Annotated in this window: 14 protein-coding genes; 8 read left to right on the forward strand and 6 right to left on the reverse strand. The window is 70.1% G+C overall.

The features are described 5' to 3' along the window. The first annotated feature begins 87 nt into the window (after positions 1–87). The 7 genes from nhaA to ACWIHT_RS36600 all read left to right on the forward strand — a co-directional run bounded on the left by nhaA (position 88) and on the right by ACWIHT_RS36600 (position 5,072). Positions 88–1,971 carry a Na+/H+ antiporter NhaA gene (gene nhaA, locus ACWIHT_RS36570; RefSeq protein ID WP_456172683.1) on the forward strand — a complete coding sequence of 628 codons (1,884 nt, stop codon included), beginning with the start codon at positions 88–90 and terminating at the stop codon, positions 1,969–1,971. A 61-nt stretch (positions 1,972–2,032) separates the two neighbouring features. Beyond that, the gene (locus ACWIHT_RS36575; RefSeq protein ID WP_456172685.1) at positions 2,033–2,398 is read left to right on the forward strand and encodes a hypothetical protein; all 366 of its coding nucleotides are present in this window, start codon (positions 2,033–2,035) and stop codon (positions 2,396–2,398) included. A 106-nt stretch (positions 2,399–2,504) separates the two neighbouring features. Continuing rightward, positions 2,505–2,669 (forward strand): 50S ribosomal protein L33, encoded by a 165-nt coding sequence (gene rpmG, locus ACWIHT_RS36580; RefSeq protein WP_019068175.1) that lies wholly within the window; start codon positions 2,505–2,507, stop codon positions 2,667–2,669. A gap of 50 nt (positions 2,670–2,719) precedes the next feature. Then, positions 2,720–2,968: a type B 50S ribosomal protein L31 gene (locus ACWIHT_RS36585; protein ID WP_456172687.1), complete on the forward strand. Its 249-nt coding sequence runs from the start codon at positions 2,720–2,722 to the stop codon at positions 2,966–2,968. Further along, on the forward strand, positions 2,965–3,087 hold the full coding sequence (gene ykgO, locus ACWIHT_RS36590) for a type B 50S ribosomal protein L36 (protein WP_006130958.1): 123 nt from the start codon (positions 2,965–2,967) through the stop codon (positions 3,085–3,087). Before ACWIHT_RS36585 ends, ykgO begins: the two co-directional genes overlap by 4 nt. 128 nt (positions 3,088–3,215) lie before the next feature. Next, the gene (locus ACWIHT_RS36595; RefSeq protein ID WP_456172688.1) at positions 3,216–4,046 is read left to right on the forward strand and encodes a PP2C family protein-serine/threonine phosphatase; all 831 of its coding nucleotides are present in this window, start codon (positions 3,216–3,218) and stop codon (positions 4,044–4,046) included. A gap of 48 nt (positions 4,047–4,094) precedes the next feature. After that, positions 4,095–5,072 (forward strand): MASE1 domain-containing protein, encoded by a 978-nt coding sequence (locus ACWIHT_RS36600; protein WP_456172690.1) that lies wholly within the window; start codon positions 4,095–4,097, stop codon positions 5,070–5,072. Positions 5,073–5,094: 22 nt separating this feature from the next. Here ACWIHT_RS36600 and ACWIHT_RS36605 read toward each other — a convergent pair whose 3' ends face one another. Beyond that, positions 5,095–6,231: a PP2C family protein-serine/threonine phosphatase gene (locus ACWIHT_RS36605; RefSeq protein ID WP_456172691.1), complete on the reverse strand. Its 1,137-nt coding sequence runs from the start codon at positions 6,229–6,231 to the stop codon at positions 5,095–5,097. A 187-nt stretch (positions 6,232–6,418) separates the two neighbouring features. On the opposite strand from ACWIHT_RS36605, the gene ACWIHT_RS36610 reads away from it, so the two are divergent. Continuing rightward, entirely contained in the window at positions 6,419–7,147 is a 729-nt protein-coding gene (locus ACWIHT_RS36610) for a hypothetical protein (protein WP_456172693.1), read from the forward strand. Here ACWIHT_RS36610 and ACWIHT_RS36615 read toward each other — a convergent pair. From ACWIHT_RS36615 to ACWIHT_RS36635, 5 genes are all read right to left on the reverse strand, one after another. Next, complete coding sequence (locus ACWIHT_RS36615; protein WP_456172694.1) at positions 7,113–7,646, reverse strand: TerD family protein; 534 nt, start codon at positions 7,644–7,646, stop codon at positions 7,113–7,115. The two genes, ACWIHT_RS36610 and ACWIHT_RS36615, sit on opposite strands and share 35 nt — an antisense overlap. A 326-nt stretch (positions 7,647–7,972) precedes the next feature. Beyond that, the gene (argG, locus tag ACWIHT_RS36620; protein WP_456172695.1) at positions 7,973–9,418 is read right to left on the reverse strand and encodes an argininosuccinate synthase; all 1,446 of its coding nucleotides are present in this window, start codon (positions 9,416–9,418) and stop codon (positions 7,973–7,975) included. 113 nt (positions 9,419–9,531) lie between these two features. Next, positions 9,532–10,533: an ABC transporter substrate-binding protein gene (locus ACWIHT_RS36625; protein ID WP_456172697.1), complete on the reverse strand. Its 1,002-nt coding sequence runs from the start codon at positions 10,531–10,533 to the stop codon at positions 9,532–9,534. Positions 10,534–10,585: 52 nt separating this feature from the next. Beyond that, a complete protein-coding gene (locus ACWIHT_RS36630) occupies positions 10,586–11,647 on the reverse strand; it encodes an ABC transporter permease (protein ID WP_456172699.1) in 1,062 nt (353 codons plus the stop codon). After that, positions 11,644–12,453 carry an ATP-binding cassette domain-containing protein gene (locus ACWIHT_RS36635; protein WP_456172701.1) on the reverse strand — a complete coding sequence of 270 codons (810 nt, stop codon included), beginning with the start codon at positions 12,451–12,453 and terminating at the stop codon, positions 11,644–11,646. Before ACWIHT_RS36635 ends, ACWIHT_RS36630 begins: the two co-directional genes overlap by 4 nt. Positions 12,454–12,474: the final 21 nt, after the last annotated feature.

The following is a 12,474-nucleotide window of genomic DNA, read 5'->3' on the forward strand; positions in this document are numbered from 1 at the left end:
TGGTGCGGACCGTCATAGGAATGAACGGTGTGGCGGCCGGTGTTGGGCGACAGGTGAGTCACGACGCCAGACGAAAGTGAACCCCGTATGTCCTTGGAAGCCACCGACTACACGGGGCAGACGTCGTGCGGCGACGAAGCCCGCACCCCGCTGCGCGACTTCCTGCGGACCGAGACGGGCAGCGCCGCCGTCCTCGTGGCGGCCGCGCTGGTCGCGCTCGTCTGGGCCAATGTCACACCCTCGGCGTACGACTCGTTCTGGGGGACCCACCTCTCCGTCCGGCTCGGCTCGCGCGGGGTGTCCCTCGATCTGCGCGAGTGGGTCAACAGCGGGCTGATGACGCTGTTCTTCCTCGTCGTCGGCCTGGAGGCGCGCCGCGAGTTCGACATGGGCGAGCTGCGCGAGCGCAAGCGGCTGGCGCTGCCGCTCGTCGCGGGCCTGAGCGGCATGCTCGTGCCGATCGGCATCTATCTGGCGATCAACGCCGGCCACGGCACGGCGGACGGCTGGGGCGCGGCGATGTCCACCGACACGGCGTTCGCGCTCGGCATGCTGGCCGTCGTGGGCCGGGGCATGCCGCCCGGGCTGCGGGTCTTCCTCCTCACGATCACCGTCGTCGACGACTTCCTCGCGCTCGTCGTGATCGCCGTCTTCTACAGCGAGCACATCGCCGTACCGGCGCTCCTGACCGCCGTGGGCACCTTCGCCGTCGTCCTGCTGCTACGGCGGTTCAGGGTGCGCCGGGGGCCCGTGTACGCGCTGCTCGGGGTCGTCGCCTGGGTCGCGCTGCTCAAGTCGGGCGTGGATCCCGTCGTCATCGGGCTCGCCATGGGGCTGATCACCTTCGCCTACCCGGCGGGACGCGACGACCTGGAGCGCGCCACCGGACTGTTCCGGCTCTTCCGCGAGCAGCCCACCCCCGAACTGGAACGTGACGTACGGGCCGGTATCGCCGCGTCCATCTCCCCGAACGACCGCCTCCAGCGCATGTACCACCCGTGGGCGAGCTATGTCGTGGTCCCGCTGTTCGCGCTGGCCAACGCCGGACTCCAGATCAGTGGGGAACAACTGGCCCGAGCCTTCACCTCGCCCGTCGGGCTCGGCATCCTCATCGGGTACGTCCTCGGCAAACCGCTCGGCATCGTCTCCTCGACGGCGCTGACCAGCGTCCTGTCCCGGGGCCGGGTCCGGCCGCCGGTCGGCTGGGGCGCCGTGACCGCGGGCGGCACCCTCGCGGGCGTCGGCTTCACCGTCTCCCTGCTGATCGCGACGCTCGCCTTCGACGGGACCACCCTGGAGGACGCGAAGACGGGCATCCTCAGTGCCGTCGTCGGCTCGTTCCTGGTCTCCCGGCTGGTCACCGGGGTGATCGGACTGCTGCCACCGCAGATCCGGCCCAGGGTGCTGTTCGGCCGGGCGGAGACCATCGTCGACCTGTCCGTCCCCGTCGACCCCGACCGCGACCACCTGCGTGGTCCGCGGCACGCCCCGGTGACCGTCGTGGAGTACGGCGACTACGAGTGCCCGTACTGCGGAATGGCCGAGCCGGTGGTCCGCGAACTGCTCGGCGACTTCGGCGACGAGGTGCGGTACGTGTGGCGACACCTGCCGCTCACCGACGTCCACCCGCACGCCCAGCTCGCCGCCGAGGCCGCGGAGTCCGCCGCGCTCCAGGACGGCTACTGGGCCATGCACGACCTGCTGCTCAGCCACCAGGGCGCCCTGCGCCTGAAGGACCTGCGCGGTTATGCCGAACAGATCGGCCTGGACACCGCCCGCTTCGAACGCGACATGCGGGCCCACGCCGGGGCGGGCCATGTCGCCGAGGACGTGGAGTCGGCCGACCTCAGCGGAGTGGCGGGCACGCCCACGTTCTTCGTGAACGGCCGCCGGCACTACGGCGCCTACGACATCGAGGGCCTCTCCCAGGCCGTACGGGCGGCTCGGGAGAAGGCCGCGGTGGCGGCGTAGGCGGCCTCGCCCGCGGGTGACGGGCGGGTCTTTGGCCATGCGGCGCTGCCACAATGCTCGCGTGGACGAACAGGACGCGGGGCCGCGGGCCCACATCGAACGGCTCACCGGTCCGCTGAAGACGAACATGCCCAGGGCCGGGGACTTCGGTTTCGAGGCGATTCGGCGGCTGGGGAACCCGGTGCCGCTCCTGGTGCGGAACGACGGCGAGCGGCCGTTGCAGCTGTGGCTGGAGCCGTTCGGGCAGGACTACTGGCTGGAGCCCGGCGAGGCCGTGTGCGTCACCTCGTACGGGACGTGGAGCGATCACCCCTTCGAGACGAACCACGAGCCCGACCGCCTCACCGTCTGGGCCACGTCCTGGTTCGCGACGGTCTCCGACGGCGACGGCAACGAATTCCCCGCGGGCCGCCGGGACACCGCCTAGGCCCATCGGGCAGAACCGGGAATGCATCGACGGGTGCCCGTGTTGGAACGCATGTAGCTGACATGCTCGGGACAAGATCCCGGGATGTGGGCGGAAGGAGGTCCTCATGGCACGCACCACGAACCGTCCCGTCGTCACCCTCAGGTCGACGGCCGGGACCGGCGTCACCTACGTGACGCGCAAGAACCGTCGCAACGACCCCGACCGGCTGGTCCTGCGCAAGTACGACCCGGTCGCCGGCGAGCACGTCGAATTCCGCGAACAGCGTTGAACCCCGCAGAGCGGCCGTCCCTCCGGGGACGGCCTGAGGAAGGAAACACCATGAGGTCTGGCATCCACCCCGTGTCCCGCCCGGTCGTCTTCCGCGACCGCGCCGCGGACACCGCGTTCCTCACCACCTCGACCGCGTCCTCCGCGCGCACGATCGAGTGGGCGGACGGGAACACCTACCCGCTGATCGACGTCGAGATCTCGTCGGCCAGCCACCCCTTCTACACCGGCAACACGCGGGTCGTGGACACCGCCGGCCGTGTGGAGCGCTTCGAGCGCCGCTACGGGAGGCAGTCATGAAGGTCCGCAAGTCCCTCCGCTCGCTGAAGGCCAAGCCCGGCGCGCAGGTGGTCCGCCGCCGCGGTGTGACCTTCGTCATCAACAAGAAGGACCCGCGCTTCAAGGCCCGCCAGGGCTGACACGGCGCGTACGGCCCATCGGCCCGGCCCCGCTACGGCGGTGGCCGGGCCGTTCTCGTCTTCGCACCCGGGAGGAGAAAAATCGGTTCTTTATGCTTATAGCGGTACCAACCCCTTTGGAGTGGTCGATGTCCCGGATACGCCCGACGGACGACGGCGACGAGCTGCTGGCCCGGCTCGGGACGCTGACCGCCCAGGCGCGCGAGCGGGCCGAGTTGCAGCGCTCCCTGCTGCAACTGGCCGTCGCCCTGCAACGCGGCATGCTGCCCGGAGACATGCCCGTCACTCCCCGGTTCCACCTGGCGGTCAAGTACTCGCCCGCCAACCACGGCCTCAACGTGGGCGGCGACTGGTACGACGCCTTCACCATGCCCGACGGGCGCATCGGCCTGTCCATCGGCGACGTCCAGGGCCACAACATCGAGGCCGCCGCGTTCATGGGCCAGGTCCGGGTCGGCCTGCGTGCCCTCGCCTCCGTCACCAGCGAACCCGGCGAACTCCTCGCCCTCACCAACGACCTGCTCCTGTCCCTGGGCACCGAACTCTTCGCGACCTGCACTTTCGTCCGGCTCGACCCGGCCACCGGGGTGCTGGAGAGCGCGCGGGCCGGACACATACCCTCCGTCTGGGCCACCGCCGACGGCCGGTGCGGCATCGCCGACGACGAGGGCGGACCGCCGCTGGGCATCGTCGCCGGACAGCGGTACCCGGTGACCGAGCACCGGCTCACCACCGGCGGAGTCTTCGTCCTGGTGACCGACGGCGTGGTGGAGGGCCCTTCGATGAGCGTCGACGAAGGCCTCGACCAGGTGATGCGCCTCGCGGGAATCGCCGCCGTGGCGGGCATGGAGGCGGGCTCGCTCGCAGCCGCGGTGATCAAGGGGGCCGAGCGTGTGGGGCACGAGGACGACGCGGCCGTACTGGTCGTGGGACACGACGCGCCCGAGACCGGACCATAGGTTCGCCCCGCGTCGCTCGCCTCGCCGACACGGCGGGGTCGGTGTCTGATGGCAGCTGTGGTGGGTTTCGATGATCTGCGGCGACCGGCCGGGTACGCCCTCCTGACGCTGGCCGTCGCCGGTTGCTACTTCGCGGCGGGACGGCTCGGCCTGCTCCGCGAGCTGGTCGTCGAGGGCGCCGTGTTCACCCCGATCTACCCTCCCACCGGAGTAGCGGTCGCCGCCCTGCTGATCTTCGGGCTGCGGGTCTGGCCCGGTATCGCCCTCGGCATCCTCTTCGTGATCATGTCCCTCACCCCCTCGCTCCAGCCGACCGCGCTCGTCGTCCTCGCCGGCAACACCCTGGCCCCCGTCTGCGCCTGCCTGATGCTGCGCCGGGTGGGCTTCCGCATGGACCTCGGCAGACTCCGCGACGGCCTCGCCCTGGTCTTCCTGGGCGCCCTCACCGCCATGCTGGTCAGCGCGAGCTGCGGGGTCGTCCTCCTCGTCGTCACCGACAAGCTGGCCTCGCACTCCTTCTGGCCGGTCTGGCTGGGCTGGTGGGTGGGCGACGCGATGGGCGTGCTCATCGTCACCCCGCTCCTGCTCATGCTGCGCACGGTGCGTCTCCCGCTGGACCTGCACCGCTGGAAGGAGGCCCTGCTGCTGGTGGTCACCATCGCCGTCATCGTCCCGCTGGTCACCCACAGCCACGTCAGCCTGCTGTTCCTGGTCTATCCGCTGCTGATCTGGGCGGCGCTGCGGTTCCGGTTCGCGGGCAGCATGCTGTGCGCCCTGTTCGCCTCCGTGATGGCCACCATCGCGGCGACCCGGGAGTCGGGTCCCTTCGCCGACCTGACGCATGTCGAGGTGATGATGAAACTCCAGGCCTTCAACGGCACGATGGCGCTCACCGCCCTGCTGCTCTCCTCCGTCATCACCGAACAGCGCAACACCAGACTCTCGGTGGAACAGGCCTGCCAGGAACTGGCCGAGGTCCTGGAACACCTCACCGCGGGCGACCCCCGCCAGGGCGGCCGCCCCTGACCGGCCCTTTCCGTCCGCTCCGTCAGCGAAGGCCCGCGTCGCCCCTGCGGCGCAGCACCAACAGCGCGGTGTCGTCGCGGGGCATGCCCGCCGTATGGCGGCGCAGATCGCCGTAGACGGTGGCCGGGACGTCCTTCGGGAGGACGTCGCCCCAGGCCGCGGCCCGCTCCTCAAGCGGATAGAAGACCCCGGACGGATCGCGTGCCTCGGTGACGCCGTCCGTGCAGAGCAGAAGCGTGCCGTCGGCGGGGAAGGCGAACCACTCGACAGTACGGGGCTCGGGAGCCAGCGCGTCCAGGCCCAGCGGCACACACGGCTCCTGCCGCAGCACCGGATCGGCCCGCTCCTCGCGCAGCAGCAGTGGGGCGACATGACCGCAGTTGATCGCCTGGACCTCCTGCTCGCCGTCGACGCCGAGGACGATCGCCGTCACGAACCGCTCGCGCTCACCGGTCTGCGCCGCGAAGGAGTTGTGCCGTAGCACCGCCTCTTCCAGGGCGTCCACCACGGCCGTGAGCGTGGGCTCGGCCACGGCCGCCTCGCGGAACGCGCTCAGTACGGCGAAGGCCGCGCTGATCGCCTGGAGGCCCTTGCCCTGGACGTCGGCGATGAAGACCCGGGTGCCGTACGGGGAGGCGACGACCTCGTAGACGTCACCGCCCACCCGGCTGTCCTCCTCCACCGGCCGGTACAGACCGTGGACCAGCAACTGGTCGGTCATCAGGGGGAACGGGCGCAGGATCTGCCGCTGGAGAGCCGCCGCGGCGGAACGCAGCCTGGCGATCTCGCCCTCCCAGCGGATCCGCTGCGCCGCCCGCGCCACGCTGAGGCCGTTGAACACCAGGGCGAAGGCGACGACCGCCGCGTCCGCCCCCACCGTGTGCAGCGGGCTGTCGAAGAGGGAGCCGACGATGACGATCGTCACCCACACGGACGCCACCGTGGTCTGCCGCACAGTGCCGCGCCCGGCGATCAGTGCGGGCAGCACCACCAGAAAGGGGGCGGGCCGGGTGTCGCGGCCCAGGGCGATACCGGTCAGCGCCACCAGCGCCGTGGTGCTGACCAGCCAGAACACCACCGCGCCCCAGCTGAGCGGAGGCGTCGTCCGGTGCCCGGCGTCGGCCGCGGTGGAACCGGCCGGATCTCCAGAGGTACGCACCGGCCCTCCCACATCCTGCGGTCGTCGGCCAACCGTCGGGAACAGTTCCCACTCTTCAATATCAGCCCCACGCGTACCGTTCGCGAGCCGCGACACCACTCCGGCCCGGTCCGGGACGCACCTGACCCCGTCAGGGGGCTAGATTCCGATCCGTGTGTTCGTCCGAGGGTGGAGGAGTGGGGAGAGCGTGTTCATCTGGCGCACACTGCGGGGTGAATGGCAGGGCATCGTCGTCGATCCCGTACGACAGTTGCTGCGGCGCGGACTGCCGGGTATGTCCCTGGCGTTCGTCGCCGCCTTCGGCGTCATCTTCTTCCACGCGCTGGCGCAGCGGCCGGGCGGCGCGTCGATCGTCCGGCACCTCGGCGGTGTCCAGGGCGACCTGCCGCTGTGGCTCGCCCTGCTGCGCACCCCCATATCGCTGTACGTGCCGGCCCTCGACCTGCCCGTGTGGGCCGGCATCACCCAGCTGTTCCTGGCGTTCGCGCTGGCCGAACTGGCCCTGGGCCGGGTCCGTACCCTGGTCGTCGCCTACGCGACCACCCTGGCCGGTACCCTCACCGTGCGCGTCATGCTCCTGATCGGGCCCGGCTGCGGGGGCATCGGGCTGCGGCCCGAGATCGGGCACGTCCTCGACACCGGGCCGTCCGCGGCGGTCGTAGGACTCTTCACGTATCTCGCCGTCGTCCGCCGCGCGCCCGTCGTGTTCTTCCTGACCGGCGGGTCGATGGTGTGGGAGTCGATCGTGAAGCCCAACCTGGCGGGCCGCGAGCATCTCGTCGCGGTGGGTACCGCCATCGTCCTCGGCCTGGTCCACGAACTGCGTCACAGGCGGCCGGCCGTCGTCACGCTGCTCCCGCACTTCAGGACGGACCAGCCGGTCAGGCCTGAGGCACGCTGCCCATCTCCGCACTGAACCCGGCCGGCTCGCTGTCGAACCCGCGCACCATCGGGCGGAACTCCCAGGCCCCGGAGGCGTCCTTGGTGAACTCCCCGACCGTCGCCGCCGTGGACCCGCCCACCTCGGCGAAGTCGTCCGACAGCAGCTCCTTGTACCCCTCCACGACCAGGGCTCTGGCGTGCGACAGATCACCGAAGGTCCGCGTCCCGCCGTTCTGATGGATGGCCACCCCCACGACCACCCGCCCGAAGGACGCGGCGAGCCGGTCGAGTTCGAGGACCATCACCTCCATGTAGCCGTACCCCTGGCCGCTCTCGCTGTGCCGGCTCATGTTGATCGTGCCGTCCGGCGAGCGGCTCTCGGAGTTGACGACGTACACCGGGCGTCCGTGCGGTGCGTCGGCGGAGTAGGTCGCCGCGACGATGTCCAGGTGGCGCGGCTGCTGTCCCCAGGGACTCGGATCCCAGCGGAGTCGTACTTCGACCTTCCCCACGACCTTGCTGACACTGCTCACTGATCGCCGCTCCCGAATCGGGCCATCACGGGGCGTTTCCCGCATGGTCAAGTATCGCTCTTCGACGGCCTGTTGATGCCCACCGAACAGACCTGTCATGCCCGGGGTGAAGCGCTCCGGATCGCGTCCACCAGTCCGGCGACGAGGTTCGCCCGCTCGGCCATCGACGTGACGAGCAGATAGCGTCGACACTCACGCCGACCGTCTCGCTTGTGGTCACAGGGGGAAGCGTACGTGGGCCCCGACCCCCACCCGGGCGACGAAGGGCCGGTCCGACGGCGAACACGTCGAACCGGCCCAACGGCGGTGCTGATCCGAGGAGTTGGTCAGTCCGTGCCGGACTCCATCGCGGCGCGGTCCAGCAGCGCGTCGTCCTCGGAGACCTCGCCGCGGGAGGCGATGGCCTCGGCGCCGCCCTCCGGCATGCTGCCGATGAGGCCGGTCGCGGCGGCCTGCGCGGCGCCGATCGCCGCGTTGCCGCTGCCGATCAGACCGAGCACGGCGTACTGCTCCAGCTTGGCGCGGGAGTCGGCGATGTCGAGGTTGCGCATGGTGAGCTGGCCGATCCGGTCCACCGGGCCGAACGCCGAGTCCTCGGTGCGCTCCATGGACAGCTTGTCCGGGTGGTAGCTGAACGCCGGGCCCGAGGTGTCGAGCAGCGAGTAGTCCTCGCCGCGCCGCAGCCGCAGGGTGACCTCACCGGTGATCGCCGAACCGACCCAGCGCTGGAGGGACTCCCGCACCATCAGCGCCTGCGGGTCCAGCCAGCGGCCCTCGTACATCAGGCGGCCCAGGCGCCGACCCTCGTTGTGGTACTGGGCGACGGTGTCCTCGTTGTGGATCGCGTTCACGAGCCGCTCGTAGGCCGCGTGCAGCAGGGCCATGCCGGGCGCCTCGTAGATACCGCGGCTCTTCGCCTCGATGATCCGGTTCTCGATCTGGTCGGACATGCCCAGGCCGTGCCGGCCGCCGATGGCGTTGGCCTCCATCACCAGGTCGACGGGGGAGGAGAACTCCTTGCCGTTGATCGTCACCGGGCGGCCCTGGTCGAAACCGATCGTCACGTCCTCGGTGACGATCTCGACCGACGGGTCCCAGAAGCGGACGCCCATGATCGGCTCCACGGTCTCCACGCCCGTGTCCAGGTGCTCCAGCGTCTTGGCCTCGTGGGTGGCACCCCAGATGTTGGCGTCGGTGGAGTACGCCTTCTCCGTGCTGTCGCGGTAGGGCAGCTCGTGCGCGAGCAGCCACTCCGACATCTCCTTGCGACCGCCCAGCTCGGTCACGAAGTCCGCGTCCAGCCACGGCTTGTAGATCCGCAGATGCGGGTTGGCGAGCAGGCCGTAGCGGTAGAACCGCTCGATGTCGTTGCCCTTGAAGGTCGAGCCGTCGCCCCAGATCTGGACGTCGTCCTCCAGCATCGCCCGGACCAGCAGGGTGCCGGTGACGGCACGGCCCAGCGGGGTGGTGTTGAAATAGGCGCGCCCGCCGGAGCGGATGTGGAACGCCCCGCAGGTCAGCGCAGCCAGACCTTCCTCGACCAGCGCCGCACGGCAGTCGACCAGACGCGCGATCTCGGCGCCGTAGGCCTGCGCGCGGCCGGGCACCGAGGCGATGTCGGGCTCGTCGTACTGACCGATGTCGGCGGTGTAGGTGCAGGGGACGGCACCCTTGTCGCGCATCCAGGCGACCGCGACCGAGGTGTCGAGTCCGCCCGAGAAGGCGATGCCGACGCGCTCGCCGGTGGGGAGGGAGGTGAGGACCTTAGACATAGGAAGATTATGCACGCTCGCGCATGGTCATGCAAAGTCCCCCTGTTGGAGCAGTTCCGCCGGGCACCCCGGAAGCGGTGGGGCACCCGGCGGAACCTGTGGTCGCCGACCGGTCAGCAGCCCGCCTTGTAGAAGTACTTGCTGATCTCGGGCTGGTCCATGTTCGCCTTGGTGATGGCGACCATGTTGGTGCCGATCGACTTCTGGACCGACTTGCCCTCGAAGGCCGCGGCCAGCTGGTCCACCGCCTCCTTGCCGATCGCCGCCGGGTCCTGCGCGACCAGCACCTGGAGGGCACCCGCCTTGAGCGAGGCCACCTCGTCCGGCTCGGCGTCGAACGCGGCGACCTTCACCGCGCCCTGCTTGCCCGCCTGCTTGAGACCGGTGGCGATGCCCGTACCGGTGTTGGTGTTGCCCGCGAAGACACCGCCGAGGTCGGGGTGGGCCGCCAGCGTCGACTGGATCTGGGAGGCCGCGGTCGCCGGCAGGTCGTTGTCGTAGAGGGTCGGCAGCAACTTGATGTTCGGGTACTTCGCCATCTCCTCGGTGAAGCCCTTGATACGGGCGTCCGTGGTGGAGACACCGGGCTTGACGCTGATGACGATCGCCGAGCCCTTCTCGTTCATCAGCTTGGCGAGCGCGTCGGCCGCCACCCGGCCGCCCTTCTCGTTGTCCGACGAGATCCGGGTCATACCGATCGAGGGGTCGGTCACCGTGGTGTCGACCAGGGCGACCTTCGTCCCGGCCGACTGGATCTGCTTCAGCGACGGGGTCAGCGCGCTGACGTCGACCGGCGAGATCAGCAGCCCGTCCGGTCGGGTCGCCGCCACCGAGTCGATGAGCGGGCGCTGCACCGACACGTCCCACTGCGCTGAACCGTCCGCCGAGAAGTCCATGCCCTTGGCCTTGGCCTCGGTCTGCGCCGCACAGGTCATGGTGATGTAGAAGGGGTCGCTCTTCACGCCGGTGATCAGCCTGACCTTCTTCCCGGAGGCACCCCCCTTCGACCCCGAACTCCCGCTGTCGCTCGACGAACTACAGGCGGCGGCACCGGTCAGGACCAGCACGGTGCCCGCGGCGACCAGTGCTTTGCGCGTGATGCGAATGCTCGACATAAGGCTGTCCTCCAGGGTCGTACGAGGATTGGGGCGAAGGTCGGGGAGGGGGTCACGCACGCTCTCGGGTCTTCCTGCGCATCTGGTCGATGTAGACGGCCGCGACCAGGACGACACCGACGGCGACGTCCTGCCAGTACTGCTGCACGCCGATGACGATCAGCCCGGTCGTCAGCACGGCGGGGATGAACACACCGATCACCGTGCCGAGTACGGAGCCCCGCCCGCCGAACAGGCTGGTACCGCCCAGGACCACCGCGGTGATCACCTTCAGGTTGTCGGTGGAGTGCCCGGCGATGGACGTCGTCCCGTACGAGGCCAGCCACATCACCGCGCCCAGCCCGGCCAGCAGGCCCATCAGGCCGTACACCATGATCAGATGGCGGCCCACCGGAATGCCCGCGCGCCGGACGGCGGTCGGGTTGGAGCCGATCGCCAGGGTGTGGCTGCCGAACCGCGTGGCACCGAGCACCGCGCCGAACAGGGCGGTGACCACCGCGGCCAGGATCACCATCCACGGGATGCCGGCCAACTTGCCGAAGCCCAGGCTGTTCTGGAGGTGGGTGGCGGCGGCACCGGCCGGGTCCTGGCCGCCGGTGGCGAGTTCGGCGATGCCCAGCGCCGCGCCCAGACCGCCCAGGGTCACGATCAGCGGCGGCACCTTCCCGGTCGCCACCACCGCCCCCTGCAACGCGCCCCAACCCGCGCCCACCGCAAGGGCGATGACGACACAGACGGCGACCGTGCCCCAGCTGGAGGCGGGTCCGCCGTGGTGGATGTTGTACTCGCCCGCCGCGACCGCCGCCAGCACCAGCACCGAGCCGATCGACAGGTCGATGCCCGCGGTGATGATCACGAACGTCATGCCGACGCCGAGCACCAGATAGATCGCCGCGTTCACGGCGATCTGCGTGAGGTCGTACTGGGTGAAGAACTTGCCCGGCGCCGCGATGGTGAAGAACGCGACCAGCGCGAGAAGGATCACGAAGGTCCACAACTCGCTGATGCCGGCGGCCCGTCGCAGCCACGGGGGTATCGCGAGGCGTCCGCCGTCGGACGGGGGCACGTCCGGCGCCTTGGCCGTCGGCTTGATGTCCTGGCTGTTGGCGCTCATCGGCCGTCCTCCGCTTCGGTCGCGCCGTGGTTCCCGTTCCGCGCGGGCTCGTCCAGTGACCCGGTCATGGCGCCGACGAGCTTCTCGATCGTGGCGTCGGCCGCGGTGAACGAGGCGACCCGGCGGCCCAGCCGCAACACCTCGACCCGGTCCGCGACCGACAGCACCTCGGGCATGTTGTGGCTGATGAGGACGACACAGATGCCCCGGTCGGCGACCCTGCGCACGGTCTCCAGAACACGGGCGCGCTGGACCACGCCCAGGGCGGCGGTCGGCTCGTCCATGAAGATGACCTTGTTGGCGAAGGCGACCGCGCGGGCGACGGCCACGGACTGCCGCTGCCCTCCCGACAACGTTGTCACAGGAGCCGTCACATCTTTCAGTTCCACTCCCAGTTCACCGAAGGCCGCGATCGCCTCCCGCCGCATCGTGGGCCGGTCCAGCACGCCCAGGCGGCCGAGCAGACCTCCGCGCACGAGTTCCCTGCCGAGGTAGAGATTGGCCGCCGCGTCCAGATCCGGCGCCAGCGAAAGATCCTGGTAGACGGTCTCGACTCCGTGCCGTTGCGCGTCCATCGGCCCCGTGAACCGGACCGGCACCCCGTCCAGGCGCACCTCGCCCTCGTCCGGGGTGAGCACACCGGAAAGTACGTTCACCAACGTCGACTTGCCGGCACCGTTGTCACCGATCAGTGCGACGACCTCACCGGCGTACGCCGTGAAGTCGGCGCCCTGGAGCGCCTGGACATGGCCGAAACGCTTGACCACACCATGTGCCGCGAGAAGTGGTTCCCTTGCAGAGGCCATGCTGTGCTTTCTGGTTGGTAT

The organism is Streptomyces sp. NPDC002276 (assembly GCF_053891435.1).

Excerpts from the sequence above, each read along its gene's own strand:
- nhaA (WP_456172683.1), top strand. The coding sequence starts at position 88 with ATGTCCTTGGAAGCCACCGACTACACGGGGCAGACGTCGTGCGGCGAC.
- rpmG (WP_019068175.1), top strand. The coding sequence starts at position 2,505 with ATGGCACGCACCACGAACCGTCCCGTCGTCACCCTCAGGTCGACGGCC.
- ACWIHT_RS36625 (WP_456172697.1), bottom strand. The coding sequence starts at position 10,533 with ATGTCGAGCATTCGCATCACGCGCAAAGCACTGGTCGCCGCGGGCACC.
- ACWIHT_RS36635 (WP_456172701.1), bottom strand. The coding sequence starts at position 12,453 with ATGGCCTCTGCAAGGGAACCACTTCTCGCGGCACATGGTGTGGTCAAG.
- ACWIHT_RS36585 (WP_456172687.1), top strand. The coding sequence starts at position 2,720 with ATGAGGTCTGGCATCCACCCCGTGTCCCGCCCGGTCGTCTTCCGCGAC.
- ACWIHT_RS36630 (WP_456172699.1), bottom strand. The coding sequence starts at position 11,647 with ATGAGCGCCAACAGCCAGGACATCAAGCCGACGGCCAAGGCGCCGGAC.
- ykgO (WP_006130958.1), top strand. The coding sequence starts at position 2,965 with ATGAAGGTCCGCAAGTCCCTCCGCTCGCTGAAGGCCAAGCCCGGCGCG.
- ACWIHT_RS36600 (WP_456172690.1), top strand. The coding sequence starts at position 4,095 with ATGGCAGCTGTGGTGGGTTTCGATGATCTGCGGCGACCGGCCGGGTAC.
- argG (WP_456172695.1), bottom strand. The coding sequence starts at position 9,418 with ATGTCTAAGGTCCTCACCTCCCTCCCCACCGGCGAGCGCGTCGGCATC.
- ACWIHT_RS36595 (WP_456172688.1), top strand. The coding sequence starts at position 3,216 with ATGTCCCGGATACGCCCGACGGACGACGGCGACGAGCTGCTGGCCCGG.